The 15,602-nt window shown below is 45.5% G+C and carries 15 protein-coding genes and 1 pseudogene; 8 read left to right on the top strand and 8 right to left on the bottom strand.

Annotated features, from left to right (window positions below; genetic code table 11):
* From SHEWPOL2_RS14195 to SHEWPOL2_RS14180, 4 genes are all read right to left on the bottom strand, one after another.
* Positions 1–504, bottom strand: a 504-nt coding sequence (locus tag SHEWPOL2_RS14195) for a 4Fe-4S dicluster domain-containing protein (RefSeq protein ID WP_037429256.1), incomplete at its 3' end; no start/stop codon positions are given.
* Positions 505–515: 11 nt separating this feature from the next.
* Positions 516–2,717, bottom strand: coding sequence for a molybdopterin-dependent oxidoreductase (locus SHEWPOL2_RS14190; RefSeq protein ID WP_037429254.1), 2,202 nt, complete (start codon positions 2,715–2,717; stop codon positions 516–518).
* Between the two features lie 111 nt (positions 2,718–2,828).
* Positions 2,829–4,265, bottom strand: coding sequence for a disulfide bond formation protein B (locus tag SHEWPOL2_RS14185; protein WP_037429253.1), 1,437 nt, complete (start codon positions 4,263–4,265; stop codon positions 2,829–2,831).
* A 210-nt stretch (positions 4,266–4,475) separates the two neighbouring features.
* A complete protein-coding gene (locus SHEWPOL2_RS14180; protein ID WP_037429252.1) occupies positions 4,476–5,438 on the bottom strand; it encodes a LysR family transcriptional regulator in 963 nt (320 codons plus the stop codon).
* A 465-nt stretch (positions 5,439–5,903) separates the two neighbouring features.
* On the opposite strand from SHEWPOL2_RS14180, the gene SHEWPOL2_RS14175 reads away from it, so the two are divergent.
* The 4 genes from SHEWPOL2_RS14175 to SHEWPOL2_RS14160 all read left to right on the top strand — a co-directional run bounded on the left by SHEWPOL2_RS14175 (position 5,904) and on the right by SHEWPOL2_RS14160 (position 9,549).
* The gene (locus SHEWPOL2_RS14175) at positions 5,904–6,254 is read left to right on the top strand and encodes a YkvA family protein (RefSeq protein WP_037429250.1); all 351 of its coding nucleotides are present in this window, start codon (positions 5,904–5,906) and stop codon (positions 6,252–6,254) included.
* A 171-nt stretch (positions 6,255–6,425) separates the two neighbouring features.
* A complete protein-coding gene (locus SHEWPOL2_RS14170) occupies positions 6,426–7,823 on the top strand; it encodes a hypothetical protein (protein WP_037429248.1) in 1,398 nt (465 codons plus the stop codon).
* A 1-nt stretch (position 7,824) separates the two neighbouring features.
* Positions 7,825–8,862, top strand: a complete 1,038-nt coding sequence (locus SHEWPOL2_RS14165) for an acyltransferase (protein ID WP_037429246.1) — start codon at positions 7,825–7,827, stop codon at positions 8,860–8,862.
* 129 nt (positions 8,863–8,991) lie between these two features.
* Positions 8,992–9,549: a hypothetical protein gene (locus tag SHEWPOL2_RS14160; RefSeq protein ID WP_050991370.1), complete on the top strand. Its 558-nt coding sequence runs from the start codon at positions 8,992–8,994 to the stop codon at positions 9,547–9,549.
* Positions 9,550–9,621: 72 nt separating this feature from the next.
* Here SHEWPOL2_RS14160 and SHEWPOL2_RS14155 read toward each other — a convergent pair whose 3' ends face one another.
* The 4 genes from SHEWPOL2_RS14155 to SHEWPOL2_RS14140 form a co-directional block, all read right to left on the bottom strand.
* Positions 9,622–10,203 carry a lipid-binding SYLF domain-containing protein gene (locus SHEWPOL2_RS14155; RefSeq protein ID WP_037429243.1) on the bottom strand — a complete coding sequence of 194 codons (582 nt, stop codon included), beginning with the start codon at positions 10,201–10,203 and terminating at the stop codon, positions 9,622–9,624.
* A 136-nt stretch (positions 10,204–10,339) separates the two neighbouring features.
* Positions 10,340–11,272: a hypothetical protein gene (locus SHEWPOL2_RS14150; RefSeq protein ID WP_037413761.1), complete on the bottom strand. Its 933-nt coding sequence runs from the start codon at positions 11,270–11,272 to the stop codon at positions 10,340–10,342.
* A gap of 54 nt (positions 11,273–11,326) precedes the next feature.
* On the bottom strand, positions 11,327–11,728 hold the full coding sequence (locus tag SHEWPOL2_RS14145) for a nitrous oxide-stimulated promoter family protein (protein WP_037413759.1): 402 nt from the start codon (positions 11,726–11,728) through the stop codon (positions 11,327–11,329).
* Between the two features lie 104 nt (positions 11,729–11,832).
* Complete coding sequence (locus SHEWPOL2_RS14140) at positions 11,833–12,192, bottom strand: DsrE family protein (RefSeq protein ID WP_037413757.1); 360 nt, start codon at positions 12,190–12,192, stop codon at positions 11,833–11,835.
* Between the two features lie 253 nt (positions 12,193–12,445).
* On the opposite strand from SHEWPOL2_RS14140, the gene SHEWPOL2_RS14135 reads away from it, so the two are divergent.
* The 4 genes and pseudogenes from SHEWPOL2_RS14135 to SHEWPOL2_RS14120 all read left to right on the top strand — a co-directional run bounded on the left by SHEWPOL2_RS14135 (position 12,446) and on the right by SHEWPOL2_RS14120 (position 15,573).
* The gene (locus SHEWPOL2_RS14135) at positions 12,446–13,264 is read left to right on the top strand and encodes a hypothetical protein (RefSeq protein ID WP_037429241.1); all 819 of its coding nucleotides are present in this window, start codon (positions 12,446–12,448) and stop codon (positions 13,262–13,264) included.
* 227 nt (positions 13,265–13,491) lie between these two features.
* The gene (locus tag SHEWPOL2_RS14130; RefSeq protein WP_037429258.1) at positions 13,492–13,803 is read left to right on the top strand and encodes a hypothetical protein; all 312 of its coding nucleotides are present in this window, start codon (positions 13,492–13,494) and stop codon (positions 13,801–13,803) included.
* 11 nt (positions 13,804–13,814) lie between these two features.
* Positions 13,815–15,268: pseudogene (locus SHEWPOL2_RS14125) on the top strand (YdiU family protein).
* A gap of 11 nt (positions 15,269–15,279) precedes the next feature.
* On the top strand, positions 15,280–15,573 hold the full coding sequence (locus tag SHEWPOL2_RS14120; protein WP_086024049.1) for a DUF3630 family protein: 294 nt from the start codon (positions 15,280–15,282) through the stop codon (positions 15,571–15,573).
* Positions 15,574–15,602: the final 29 nt, after the last annotated feature.

The following is a 15,602-nucleotide window of genomic DNA, read 5'->3' as shown; positions in this document are numbered from 1 at the left end:
GTTACCGTAACCAATCCCTTGCTTAGAGACTGAAGGTTTTTGAGCGAGTAGCTGATTGATACGGTCGGTATCGAGACATTTTACTGGACAGCCATCGACGCACGCAGGCTTAAGACCTTGGTCGATCAGTTCAATGCACATATTGCATTTAGCGGCTTTACCATCAGTTTTAAGCATGACGACGGCATCGTAAGGGCAGGCACTGACACACAGGCCGCAACCTGTGCACTTGTCGCGGTTAAGCACGACGAGTCCATCACTGCGAACGGTATAAGCTTGGGCAGGGCAAGCAATTAAGCAGGCTGGATTACCACAGTGCATACAGGAGTGGCTTAGCCATACGTCTACCTCACCGTCATCGCGATGCACTTCATATCTGTCGACTTTACGAAAGCGTACGTCTTCTGGGAGTTCATTGTGGATTTGGCAGGCAATGGTGCAGGCTTGGCAGCCAACACAGTTTTCTTGTCTGAAGACGAATCCGAGTTGATGTTTATTTTCCATGGGGTTCTCCATCAGGCTTTAGCCAAAGACACGCGGGTTGAATGGTAGGCAGAGCAACCACCCATGTCGGTCAATCTGTCTGTCGTCAATGAGTTAGTGCAACCCTCAGTGCCGTTAGGATTGAGTCTGAGCCAATTACATTTAGGGCTCATCAAGGTCCCTTGAGGTACGCCACTGGTTATCATGGCTACAAACTTGGCCTCACCGCGGTGATTACTGAGTTGAACTCTGTCGTTGTTTTTGATGCCGTAGGTTTTTGCATCTTCAGGATTGATTTTTACGTAGTAGGCGGGAATGGCACGAATGTATTTTACATTGTAGAAGGAGCTATTGACCCGCTGTGGAACACCTGATGAGAGTAGGCGGAAAGGAAGTGCTTTTTCTTTGGCTTCCATCTCATCTTCGGGCAAACCCCAATCGAGTACAGGATGAAAACCTGCATCGGCCATGAGCTGAGAACTAAATTCAATCTTGCCACTTGGCGTATCGTATTTACCATCGGCGAGTACAGGCTGGGGAATGTCTAACTTGATGTATTTTTCCTTCATCAACCGCTCGTAACTGACGCCTTTATAGTAAGGCGAATCGGTCGTTAACAGCTCGCGAATGATGTCATCATTACTGGCTTTGAAGGCGGGGTCTTCAAATCCCATGGCTTGGCCTAATTCACGGAAGAAGGTCCAGTTACACTTGGATTCTCCCAAAGGTTCAATCACTTTCTGGCAGACCTGCACATAGTAGCCATGGTAGTCACCGACGATATCATCGGTTTCAAATTGGCTGGCCGCAGGCAGGATAATATCGCAGTATTGCAGTGAGTCCGTCATGACCATGTCATGGCCGACCACAAACAGATCTTCCCGTTTCATACCTTCGATAACGGCATTGGTATCCGGTGCCACAACGACAGGGTTACCGTTATAGATAATCATGCCGTGAATCGGTTTACTCGGTTTGTCATGGCTGGTGGGATGTGTAGGATGAAGCGCCTTGGCAAGCTCAGTCATATTAATCCGCTGCGCATCAGGATTGGAGCGCATATATTTACCGCTCGCTTGATACTGATTCAGTCCGCCACCTGCATGAACGTTATCGTAGATTAACCCGTTACCACGCTTACCAAAGTTCCCTGTAACGGCGAGCAACATAGCCACAGCGCGGGACATGCGGGCACCGTTAAAGTTACGTTGGAAACCATAGCCCATACGCAACATGGTTTTTTCGTTTTCGCCTAGCACCTTGGCAAATTCAAACATTTTTGCCCGAGGAACCCCTGTGATCTTCTCTATTTCGTCGTAACTGATCTCGTTCAAGCGTTGCAATAGGGCGTCGTAGCCAATGGTTTGCTCTGCGATAAACTTATGATCGACAAGATCTTTCTCTACAAGATATTTCATTATGCCCGCGCAGAGTTGCACATCTGTGCTGGGGCGAGGTTGTAGGTAAATATCTGCCTGTGAACATAAAGGGGTTCGCTGTGGATTGACGGCTAACAGCTTGGTGCCGCGGTCACGGGCTTGGTTAATCAGTTTGATAGCAATAGTGTTAGAAACAACTTCATCATGTCCCCAGGTGAGGTACACATCGCTGAGTAAGATATCCTCAGGATCTGGGCCGAGGAAGGTGCCATACAAGGATTCGAGCCCATCATAGGCGGCATAGGTACAGACTTTACGTTCAAGAATAGAGGAGCCGATACGGTTCCAGAAACGTTCACCGGAAGCGGACATTCCAATGGCGCCATAATTGCCAGAATAGCTATAGGGAAGAATGGCCTCTGAACCGTGCTCTGCAATGATCTGTTTGAAACGACTAGATATTTTACTGTAGGCGTCATCCCAACTAATACGGCGCCATTTACCTTCGCCTTTGTTACCAACACGCTCCATTGGATGTAGGATCCGGTCGGCGGCATAGGTATACTGAACGTAGCTTTGACCTTTCAAGCAGGGAGCTAAACCTGTTTTAGCTTGTTCTTCTGCCCCGGAAACATAGGTCATGCGACCATCTTGCACTCTAAACTTGAGTAAACATCGGGCTGCACAGTTGCGTAAACAACTATGATAAACAACATTTCCATTTCGTTTTGCCAATAGACCTGTATTGGCGCCTTGTTGCTTGGCATGTGCTATGCCTGGGGTTAAGCCTGACAGGGAGGACAGCACAGCGCTTGCTGCAGCTCCTTGTAAAAACGTGCGTCTATCGATTTTCATCGTCATCACCCACCATGATTTGAACTTTAGGTTCGTTTTGATTATTGGCTTTGTGCCTTTTATATCGCCGGGGAACCGGCATGCCCTGAGAGAATCCCAGGGCGAAATTACTTACATCACATAGGTTTGCAGTTGGTTTTGCCCATTGATCTGGCTGATGGTCAACAGCTTGTCATCCTGTACTAACAGTCCTTGCGGATTGTTCGTGCCAGCCAGTTTGGCCATAGGTGTTACTTCGCCAGTAAGCAGATTGAGCTTAAGTACCTCGCTGCCGTCATTGTTGAGGACCCAAGCTTGCTCGCCTTGAACGCTGATGCCTGTTACTTGAGGTAGTGCAGGGAGTCCTTGCAAATTTGATTCGGCAGAGAGCGTCATATCTGTGCGGTCAAAGCGTGATAACACTAAGTGTTCGTTGAGTGCATCGCGGGTCGTAACCGTGACAAATTGTGCGAGTGTGCTGCTGTAACCCAATGCCAAGCTGTAGCTGGTTTTAGCGCGTACTGTGCTGAACTGGCCGCGAGCGGTTTCACCTATGCCATCGCTACTTTGGTTGAAGCGGCGATAGTTCATTTCCCAGTTTTGTGTCGGATCGAGCGTTAATTCCGCCCAAGCTTTATTGAAGCCCATCACCAGCAAGCTGTTGGCGGAAGTAAAGGCAACCCCATGAAGCGTTTCAATATGCAGCATATACATGCCGTCAATCTGCGCTTTACTGAGAATTTGCATTTTCTTATCAAGGATATAGACCCAATTATCTGTTGTCGTTAGGGCATAAATCTCTGCGTCAGCTTGATAGTCAATGGCAGTCACACGTCCACTTATCTCCGATGGCAGTACTTGTTCAGCGACTAATTTCGCTCTAGGAGCCTTAGCAAATAGCGGTTCTGTTGGTTGCCAAGTCTCAATATCAGGATTATCAATGGCGTAAGCACCGCGAGCATTAGGTGCATAAGTTGGCCAGTGGTCGAGTTCCCAACTCATGTATTGAGGATTAAAAGAGACTCGGCCAGGGCTATCTTGACCTACGAAGGGAAGGGGGCCCGTTTGCGTAAAGGCTTGGACAATATTGCCACTGATCACGACTAGGAATATCCCACAGGCAACCTTAGGAAGCGTATCGAGTGGTTGCTTGCCGTAGCCGTTATTCGGGAACTTATTGCCAAGTGTGAGCATGAGTAATGCCACCACAATAAGCACGACGACAAACACGAATAACGCCCAAGTATAGGTATGAGCTCCCATGATTTTCAGTGAAAAACCTTGGCCAATATCACTGCCTAAATTGATCGAGGTATGAACTGAGGCCATAAAGGCACCATATATTCCAAGCCAAACTAACGCGGCGATATATTTAGGTTTTAGGCCAAAGCGAACGATATAGAGGGCTGTTAGCGCCACTAAGATCATGGCTGTACGTTCTTGCCAGCAGAAAGCACAAGGGTTATCTAAATAAATAAATCCGAAAATAAAACAAGCAATACCAACGGGTAATGCCATGATAATAATAGAAGCAAATGAAGCTAGCTTGTTAAATAAATGCTCTTTCATGGTAGCCCTTTAGTAATTGCCGATAGGAAGTAAAATGCCCCAAGACATCATTATCCAAATGAAGAAACTTAACCCAATGCAACCAAATAATAATTTGTCTGCGAGCGACTCTTTTTCTGGTTTTTTTAACACCAGATAAGCGGCAAATGCCGTGATGCAAAAAAGTGTGAACTCCATTAACTACCTCTTTATTGACGTGTGACTTATCTCTTAATTAGCTGAGGCTAATCGCCATTCTCTCTCTAATCCATAAACGAGTTTTGATTTAACCCAGTTGAATGCTGGTGAGTTATTTATATTTCCATAGAGAATGTAATTTCCAACTGCTCTTTGTTCACTGCGGATTTCTTTAATATCGTTAATCATTTCATCTGTTAATCTTCGATAATTAACCGAGGGAATCATGTCGACAAATTGACGAGTAAATTGATTACAACTTAACGTGATGCTGTTAGATTGAGCGAGCATTTGCATGGCGGTTGCTACACTGTCGGTATAACCCGCCACATCCATTTGTAATCCATTGTCACGACAAAGATTAACCAATAGCGGACAACTGAGATCGTTATAGTTATCAATCTCTAACAGTGGATAGTTTGATAGTTGTTCCAATGACATTTCACCCTCAAGAATGGGGTGGTTATGATTGGCTAAGATGTATATATCTCCGGTTTCTGAAAATATTTCATTATTGAGGCGACTATCATCGAAGCCTTCGTACACAACAACAAAATCAATATCACCTGTAATAAGTTCATTGTTGCAGTCATGACTTAAACTACGAACATCAAATCTAAGATTGGGTGCTTCTGGTTGAATATAATTAGCGATTACTTTATGTACGGCATAAACGAATTCATCGTAGGCGCGTATTACAAAATGACCGCCTGACTCACTAGGAGTAAAAACAGAATGTTGACGTTCGAGTAGTTGATATTGTTCAACAAGATACTTAGCGTGCGGAATGAGCTCTTCTAACTTTTTAGTTGGAATTAATCCATGTGATTTACGAATGAATAGTGAGTCCATGAATATATCGCGTAGTGCATTTAATGTACGCGTGACGTTACAGTTTGATAGACCAAGCTCTGTAGCCGCGATATTACCTTGACCATGTTTATAGACGGAAAGTAACACTCTAAGCTGAAGATAATTCAGATTATCTATTTTCATGTTTAGTAAACTCTTTGCAATATTTACTTATTACTATGAGTTCTTTGTAGGCTTGTTGCCAAGATTAATGTGGCATTATGTTCTGGTTAATTCTGTTATTTATGAGTTTCATCCTGTTTTTAAGCGATTGAAATAATCTTATTTCTGATGATGAAATTTAATTTTTCTGGGTTTTATGAGTGAATGTGTGAATAGGGTCAAATATAAAGTTGAAAGATATATCGATATAAATATTTGTGATGTTTGTACTTGTGTTATCTATTAGTGTGTCGTAGAAGGTTAATCGGGCTAAATAACAGTCAATATGAAAATGTGATATGAGATTGAATGTTTGCTTTATTCTTGAACAAAAGTGTGATTAGTTATTCGTAATACTCGGGGTTTGCTAGTTTGGAAAGGTAATGTGGATAGCAGTATTCAGGTTACGTTTAAATGGCACATTTTATCAGAGGGGGGGAGGGGTTTATGGCCGAGGAAGCATTTACTGAAACTGGTTTTTGGAACAAAATCAAAATGTTTGGTCGCCAGGCTGGGCGTGAGGTAGTTGAGCGTGCTTTGTGGCTTTACTATGCTGCGCAAAAGCCTAATACACCTACGTGGGCCAAGTCGGTAATTTTTGGGGCCTTGGCGTATTTTATCTCGCCTTTAGATGCGATTCCCGATTTAACGCCGTTAGTCGGTTTTACTGATGATTTGGGGGCGTTAGCGGCGGCGTTGACTATGGTAACGCTTTATATTGATGATGAGGTTAAATCACTGGCTGCGGCTAAGTTAGCGTTGTGGTTTGGTGATGAGCCGACAACGCCTAAATCCTGATATCTCTGTGCATTAAACCTTAAAAATATGATTTTATTAGTGGTTAATGAAGATGAGTTGGCTTAGTTTTTTGAGGGTAAAAAAATTTTCTGTTAAACGTTTCACTATTACGCAATTGCGCTATATGCTAGCGCTGTTTTGTGAACCCATTGTGTGTGTTTAGGCAAATAAATGAAAAATATTATGGTGGTGATCCTGTGGTTGATAGGAGTCTCTGCCGCCACTCCCGTGTTCGCCGATAAGGCCTCGCCAGAACAACTCGCTCGTCTGTACCTCGATTTTATGGCTCAAACTAGTCGTCAGAGTGAAACTCTGTGGCCGGGATTTCGTCTCGACGATAAAGTCCACCTATTCAGCTATGCGGGCAGTGTTTGGTTACGTCAGCCCGGTGGTGAGATTATTAAAGACAACAGTGTGTTAGAGTCAGTTAACCTTCACTCTGGTCTATCAGTTAATTTTGGTTTTCCTCAGTATCAAGGGGTGGCTGGTGTGCTGATCCAGCTCGAGTCTCCCACGATTCAATTTGATAGTACGACAAAAACTGCCGATTTGCCTTTCGTGATTTGGGCTGGCAATAGCGTGCATGAGGCGTTTCATTTTTACGCTCAATCCGAGTGGCGTGTATTAGAGGACGCTCGCCGCTATGAAGGGGAGGTCTACCCGCTTAATTTTGATGCGCGCTATTACCGTCTTCAGTTATTCAACTCGCTCATGTCAGCCTTAAAACAGCCCGAGCAACAAGCATTGTACTTAGGCCATGCGGCTTACTGGTTGCAGGCATGGCGTCAAACGGCGCCTAACGAAGATAAAGTCAGTTATGTGAGTGATTTAGTCGAAGGCAGTGCAAAATACGTTGAGTTGATTGCGGGCGCGCGCTTCCTGAGCCAAAACCAAACCTATCTCGGTTATCAACAGATACTGCTGCAATATGTGCAGGATTATTATCAACAGCAGCAAATGCTTGGCGGTTGGACGGCCGAAGCTGAGAATATCGGCGCACTTGCGGGAATACTGTTAGACAGCACTCAAGATGCCTATGTGTGGAAAGAGTCAGTGATGTCGGGCATGTTGCCTGTGGATTTACTACTGGGTCGCATTAAGCCGATTACTCCACCGGTTGGGCAAAATAGTGCACAGAAGAAACGTCTGCAAGATATGCTGGCTTACTATCCGTCGACTGACCAAAAATTGGCTCAGCTGTTGCGAGATGTGCAGGACCCCAAGGTGCCACTATTGGTCATGCCGAGCGTGAGCGATAGCAGTAGTTTTATGGATGTGGGGGAAGTTCGTTCCGGGTTTTATGTCGTGCCTTATCAAGAGGAAATGACTCAGGCTTATTTAGGGATGAGTGTGCAATTTAGTAACTTAAATGTCAGTGGTAGCCCCTTGTTGGATGTGCCTTTGCAAAATTATTGTGAGGGCATTGAAGCCGCAACTCTGTTACCTTTGGGGTTTACCTTCCAACGCGAAGGTCAGTATCTGGTGTTTAATGAGCCGGAAATCCACGGAACAATAAGGGTTTCTGCAAGTGTTGTTGAGGGAAGAACCCTCTACTGTGCGATGAATTAATATGAGAAAAAATCAGCTCGAATTTACCTACATGCGCGGCATTGCGATTATTTTTATCGTGCTTGGGCATAGTATTTACAACTCTGGGGAAGGGTTTCCGTTATTGCTGGAAAATTTACTCAGGGGAGGCACGGCGTTGTTCGTGTTTATCTCTGGTTATTTTTTTCATCGGATTTTTTATAAGGATTTCGATTACGGTAAGTTCATGAAGAATAAAGTGCAAAATGTGCTTTATCCCTTCTTAGTGGTTTCCGCTGTTGGCTTATTCTGCTTAAGTTTACGCTGGATTTTTATGGAGCATCAGCCACTTGAACAGTTGTTGCTCAGTATTTTTTATACCGTACGAAATGGTTACATCTTGTACCCGCATTGGTATATCCCTTTTATCATGGCAGTGTTTTTATTGTCGCCAGTATTTTTATGGTTTATTCGCTGCTCACAGCAAATGCGTTGGACGCTATTTGTACTGAGTTGTGTGGTGGCAATTTTGCTCCACAGACCCATAGGCAACGTTAACTTTATTCATTCAGTCGTTTATTTTATGCCTTTCTATTTGATTGGTATTTTATATTCCCAAGATGAACATCTTGTGTCGCGCTATGGTTCCATTTTAAGTGCGCTAGCAGGAATTTTCCTTGTCGTGAGCTTGGTTGAACAGAGTTATATAGTGCAGCATGTGGGTAACTATCATAAAGCACCGTTTGAATATAACGGCATCGACTGGCAGTTTATCCAAAAACTGAGCCTGTGTGTGTTGGTGCTTAACTTCTGTGATTGGTTGTCAAAACGTAGTCGCTTACCTTGGCTTATCGAAATCGCCGAAATGAGTTTTGCGATTTTCTTTATCCATCCGCTGTTCGATATGTTGTTTAATACCACTGCAACGATATTCCGTTTCCGTTTTCCGCCTGGGTCTGCTATCACGAGTATTCTGTTCTCGGCAGCGATTTTTCTCTTCCTAATGGTGGGCAGTATTATCACGGCACGCTTTATCAAAAAACGTTTAGGTAACCGTTCTCGTCTTTACATCGGTTGGTAATCCTTCACAAGTACAGGGGAATTAAGTTTAAATTTATTCCCCTGTGTTAGCGTGTTTTGCATTGAATTTCCCATGGAAAACATAATGCAAACTATCACCTTAGCACGTCTTGGAATTGTCGGCCTATGGATGGCAACGCCAGTATTTGCCAATGCGACTCCCAAACCTGCACTTGCCATAGAACAAGAGACTTTCTTCAATCAATTAGCCGCCCATTGCGGTAAAGCGTTTGCGGGTAAAGTCGTCTCAAAGGACAGCGCCGATGCGGCTTTTCGTGATAAAGCGCTGGTGATGCATGTGCGCGAATGCAGCGATACTGAGCTGAAAATCCCATTCCATGTGGGAGACGACCACTCCCGTACTTGGGTGATCACTAAAACGGAACAGGGGTTAAGGCTAAAGCACGATCACCGCCATCAAGATGGGACTGAAGATAAAGTCACTATGTATGGTGGCGATACCGCCAGTATGGGAACCAGTCAAAAGCAATCATTTCCCATCGATCAGGCATCGATTGATAACTTTATGCAAAATGGCCTAACCCAGTCTGTCACCAATGTGTGGCATATAGAAGTTACGCCAAACACCTTCAGTTATTTACTCACTCGGGAAGCCCGTCATTTTCAAGTGGATTTTGATCTAACCCAACCGCAGCCTTTCCCGCCAGTTCCTTGGGGACATGAGTAGGTTAAAGCGTAATTAAAACAAAACCTCTGAGCTTTTCGAGTTCAGAGGTTTTCTGGAAGCGGTCTTGTAATCTTAGTTAGCTCTAGGCTCGAAGGTAAAAGATTGTCCCGCCAGTGCGGCTTCAAACATTAGTCCACCCTTGGCAACGGTAAAGACCGCCATGCCATTGATATAGGCTGCGGTGGCAGATTGATTACCACCGGCTTGACCAGCGCCTGCCGAGTTGCCTGTGGTGCCCGCTTTGGCGTTAGCGCCCATATTAATGGCAACGGCAGAGGCTTGGGCATCAAACTCAAAACTGCCACTGGTGAACTCATTGTAGGATTTGGCATCTTTAAAGAAGATGATTTCACTATAGGCTTGTCCACCTAATTGAAATCCAATAGATAGCTGGGTTAGGCTGGAGTCTCCCATATATTGTCCCGCTTGAAAAACCCGACCTTTGCCGTAGGCGGCGCCAATACCAATCCCACCTTTGCCAACTGTTGGAAAGAGGGCGTAGCCATAGGCGGTATCAAAAAATTTGCGGGTTTCCTTGGCTTGGTGAAAATTTTTTAAAGCCTCAGTGTAACTATCATCTGCTTGCGCAACTGGTGTCAGTAAGCTGGCAATCAAGCAGGTCGATGCGACAACAAAAGATAAAATTGATTTCATGGCGTTCCTCCTTAAGTCTTGGTTCCATCAGACTACCCTTTGTTGTCACAAATGACAGCCTAAAGCTGCGTTAATGTCAGCTCGGATTCAGTTTTTCAATAAGACATGTTGCCAGTTTTGATTGCTAAGCGATGGTTTAGTTCTGAGGTGGATTGGGCGTGGTGGTCGATTTTTCCTTGCTATCGTTCGATTCTTGCTGCAGTTGTTGAATAAATTCAAACTCCTCGGGGGTGAGTACTCCTGAAGATGAAGATTCAACTTTGGGCTTAGGCACTGATAAATGGCCTTTCAAATACGCTGTGCGAGTGATCTGCTTTAGACCATAGGCGGCAAGTAAGTAGAAACTTAATAGTAAGCTTAATCGGGGCAAGGCGTGGGATAAGGCTGAAAGCGAGTCGCCTAGATAAAAAGGCAGTACAACCACAAATACACGCAGTAGCCAGTTAAATAACATCGCTAAGGTTAGGCCAAATAACCAGCGGAAACGGATGAGTTTCAAGGTGTCCTGTGGTGCATCGCTCAATGGCGGTTGACTGACTTTATATTGTTTAAGTAGATGCCAAAGAGCGACAAAATAGGCTGCTGTTTGAGTAAACAGCAACAACGGCATTGCTAAACTCCAGTGGCTGAAATCGATCGTCAGCGGATTATTAAAGAATTCAGCCTGAAACCAAATGGCGTTTTTATGTAAGTTGAGCCGCAAAGTAATATCTATAACTGCAAGCAGTAGTGTGATAATCGCCGGCCAATAATGCCATGAAAAACCAATTGGCTCAGTATGTTGCTCTAAACTGCGTTTGCAATAGAGGTAAAGCAGTGGCATGAGTAAAAAATAAATCGGGGCAAGCAAATTAAATAATATGTGGATAGGAATTGGCGTGTTATCACGGTTAAGCATTCCCGTCAGAAAATACAGTGCGATGAGACTTAGAAAAGCCGCCAATAGCTTTTGATTATTGTCCGAATGATAAAAGTAACGAATATAAATAGCTAACGCGAGGCAATGTAAGCCACCAAATAGGGATAACCACCAATAGGCTTGAGCAAAAAATGTATTAAATTCGTTCATTTTGTCACCTCGACGACCTGTTATATCAGGGAAATTCGAGGCGAAAAAGCATTCCTAGGTATTTTTCTGTGAAATAGCGATGCGTTGATGACGATTAGATGCGGCTTCGGGGACTGACGCAGGTACGGGATGACGCTCGGCCAGTAAGTGTTTGATTGCACGAATGGGATGCGGTAACAGCATTCTCGGCCCCGCGAAAATCATGATCTCTTTGACCTGCGCCTTTTGGGCGGGCTTGTAGCAATGCACTGGGCACTTATTGCACGTGGGCTTATCTTGCCCATAGGGACAACGGTCGAGGCGAACGGCTGCATACTCTAGCAGTGCTAAACATTCTTCACACAGGCCGGATGCCGTTTGGCCTTGGTGCTTAGCTTTGCAATAGATCTTCGCCATCGCGCTAATGGTTTGATGCTCGTAGCGCAGTTTGCCTGTGAGTAGGGCCGCTGAGTCCATGGGAATACCTTAGTCTGTTACTCGGATAATCCCATCATAAGCAGCGGCACTGGCTTGTTCAAAACGTAAGTGTCAATTTATGAAGATGCGCACAAAATAAGACTTTAAATGTGCATTACCTTATCGGCGGCCAGAGTCCAGCGGGTGAGATCCTGTAAGGTGCCAATTTCAGCGCCTTCGAGCAGCATATCCGTATTCACTCCCCGCGCTTGAGCGCAGGTTTTACACAGTAAAATCGGGACTTGCTGAGCACTAAGGATCTCAAACATTTGCTGCAAGTTATAGCTTAAATCAGGCGTTGTCTGCTGTTTGAGTGCCCCAAATACCGCATCTGACATTAAAAAGATTTTGAGATCAACATCTTGCTCGGTTTGATCCTTGAGGGCTAAAGCAATGCGCAGGCTGTTAAACAGTTTTTCTGTGCCGTATGGACTCGCGTGGGCAACAATAAGAATTTTTTGCATTAGGCTTTCCTTAATTTTTTGCAAACGGTCATAAACCTTAGCAGTCTAGCCGAATTGCTTATATCGATTTGCGTGCAAGATCGGATAAAACGGCATAAATACTTGATTTACACAGACACTATGGACTTTAATAGCGGTTAATCACTGCTCAACTTTTGGACAAAACTCCTTGTCAGTCGCAGACCACTGAGTCGTTCTGGCAAGCCAACTGCAATAGCTTCTAACAGGAAGCAGCCATAAAAGGTGAAGAAGAATGAAGGTCATTGTCGTTTTAATACTGATCGTTATCGGAGTGTTTTTATTTCGTCGTGCCCAGCGCTTGGCGAAGGAAGAGCAAGAGGCAATGATGGCAAAAAAAACAACTGAAATGACAAAGGATACTAATTCTTTCCCAGAAGTGGCTGAATCTACGCCCGAAGTTACTCCTCCAGTAAATAATACGCCTGAAGACGCTTCTGCTATTATGAAAGCGCCTGAGATTGAATTAATGCCGAGGGAAGAGGTGCATCAGCCTAGCCGCGCCGAAATCGTTGCAATAAGTGAAGATATTATCGATGTCGATATTCCCGCTGTGCCCAATGAAGACCCTGTGATTATCTTGGCCGACGCCTCTGAAAAAATTGAGAAAGAGGCTGAAATTAAACCTGTATCCTCCGAGGCCGAAGGCCTTGCGACACCAGGCTCATGGGCGAATGTGACATTGCAGCGTGCGTTCGAAGGTTATCAAAGTGCAGAGACCGAACTTGCGCGCTATAACGCGTTACAGGATGTGATTGCAGAGTGTTATAAGCAGCGAAAATCGACTGACTATTTAGCCTATGGTGCAGCACTGTGTGAGCTTTATCCGGCATTATTCCACCGAGCGAATGCCACCAAGCCCAAACAGGTTGAGCTTAAAACCACAGGCTTTATGCAACTTGCAACATTATTAAATGATACTCAAGCCTTTAACGAAGCTATCGCGCTATGTCAGCAGGCTGTCTCACTTGGCTTAACCGACGGTACTGTCACTGGATTCGAAGGCCGGATCAGCCGTATTGAGAAGGCGCAGGCAAAAGCTGCAACTGCATAAAAGTGATAGTAAGAATGACTCTGTTGTCATGGCGTAAGGTTAAAGACTCTGGCATAAGCCAGTTAATTCTAGCGCCTCAAATGCCCATAACCTAAAAGCGGTTATTTAACGGCTAAAAGCCGTGTAGAATCCGGAGACTTACCGCGCAAAAGGCGAACTAAGGTTCGCTTTTTTTATGAGCTATTTTTATGAAGTGTGTTGCGAGTTTCTTGAATCAAATCGTCAAAATGAAATTACCCTTGGTTGTCTTATTTGCCAGCTTGGCTCTTGGGCTGACAGGTTGCACTAAAACCCCGGAATGGACGCTATTTTATTATCCCAAGGCGATCTCGCTGCCAACGACGCCGTTACAACCTGATGATATCAATGGTTATTACGACACTCTCGAACAATGCCAGCGCAAAGCCCATGGATTACAGCGTTTAACGGGGTCAGGTATGAGTGGCTTCGAGGCCAGTGGCGCGGGCGTATATCAATGTGGCCAGCAGTGTGAGTTGAACGATAAGTCAGTGCTGGTGTGCAAGCTGCTCACTCAATAGGGAATGTATTGATGAAGTTCAAACAGGATTTTTTCACCCAATTGCCTGAGTTTTATTCCCAAGTCTATCCGCAGGGCATTAGTAACCCCCATTGGCTCGCTTGGAGTGACGATGCCGCGTCATTAATTGGGTTAAGTCAGCCAACAGATGAGTTATTACAGGGCTTATCGGGTAACGCGGCTGTTGAAGGTGCAAGCTATTATGCGCAGGTTTATAGCGGGCACCAGTTTGGTGGCTACACCCCTAGATTAGGCGATGGGCGTTCGATTATCCTCGGTGAAGCAATCGGCCCTAATGGTACATGGGATGTGGCACTCAAAGGCGGCGGACCGACCCCTTATTCTCGTCATGGTGATGGCAGAGCCGTAATGCGCTCTGCGGTGCGGGAGTTTCTCGTTTCTGAGGCATTGCACCATTTAGGTGTGCCAACGACCCGTGCCTTGGCGGTGATCGGCTCTGATATGCCCGTTTGGCGCGAGAGCCAAGAAACCGCAGCCATTACTGTGCGTTTGGCGCGCAGCCATATCCGTTTCGGTCATTTCGAATTTTCTGCCATAGCGAGCGTGGTCAAGCCGATAAGCTGACGCAGTTACTCAACTTTACCTTGAAGCAGCATTATCCGCATTTGAGCTGCGATCTGGCGGGCTATAAAGCGTGGTTTTTACAGGTGGTGCAAGATACCGCCAAGATGATCGCCCATTGGCAGGCTATCGGCTTTGCCCATGGGGTGATGAATACCGACAATATGTCGATTCTTGGTGATAGTTTCGATTTTGGCCCGTTTGCCTTCCTCGATACCTTCCAAGAAGACTTTATTTGCAATCATTCCGATCCAGAGGGGCGTTATGCCTTTGGGCAGCAGCCCGGCATTGGGCTGTGGAACCTGCAACGTTTAGCGCAGGCGTTGACGCCTGTGATCCCGTCCGATGATTTAATTGCCGCTTTGAATCAATATCAACATGCTCTAGTGCAGCATTATTTGATGCTGATGCGCGCTAAGTTAGGACTCGCTGAGCGAGCGGATTCGACAGCCGAGCAGGATCAACAGGACTTAGAACTCATTGGCCGCTTTACCGTGTTGATGGAGAAAAATCAGCTGGATTACAGCAACACTTGGCGTCGATTTGGTCAGCTTGATCCTAGCAGTGTGCACTCGCCTTTGCGGGATGATTTTATTGATCTCAACGAGTTCGATACTTGGTATCAGGCATATCAGGTGCGGCTTGGTAAGGTTACTGATGTTGAGGCGTGGCAGCAGGTGCGTAATAACATCAATCCCAAGTATATTTTGCGCAACTATTTGGCCCAAGAAGCGATTATCGCCGTTGAAGAAGGGGATCTTGCGCCGCTACAGCGTTTGCACCAAGTGTTGCGTCAACCGTTTAGCGAGCAAGCTGAGCATGACGATCTGGCCAAGCGTCCTCCGGATTGGGGGCAAGGGCTGATTATGTCGTGCAGTAGTTGATGGAAGTAAAGATGAAATTAAACGCCATTCAGTTAGATAGCGCCGCGTTAAGCTTAAGTGTGAGCGGTGATATCGATTTTGATCATTTCGAGGCCTTTGCCGAGCCGTTAGCCCATGCTTTAGATTGCCGCGTGCGCGAGCGTCAATGGGGAGCCGATCGTCATCAATGGTTATTGGAGTTTGAAGGTACAGCACTTTGGCTCAATTATGAGTTTTACGGCAATATCTGTTGGCTGAGTGTGGAGCGTGAGGCTGATGTTGAGGTGCTAGAATACCTGGCCACGCTGTTAAGCCGCCACTTATGAGCGCGCCACCATTTAATGAGAGAGTTCCA

This window comes from Shewanella sp. POL2, assembly GCF_000282755.1.
Lineage (GTDB): Bacteria > Pseudomonadota > Gammaproteobacteria > Enterobacterales > Shewanellaceae > Shewanella > Shewanella xiamenensis.
Note: the sequence above shows the minus strand (reverse complement) of the source record. Positions and strands in the feature narration are given on the sequence as shown.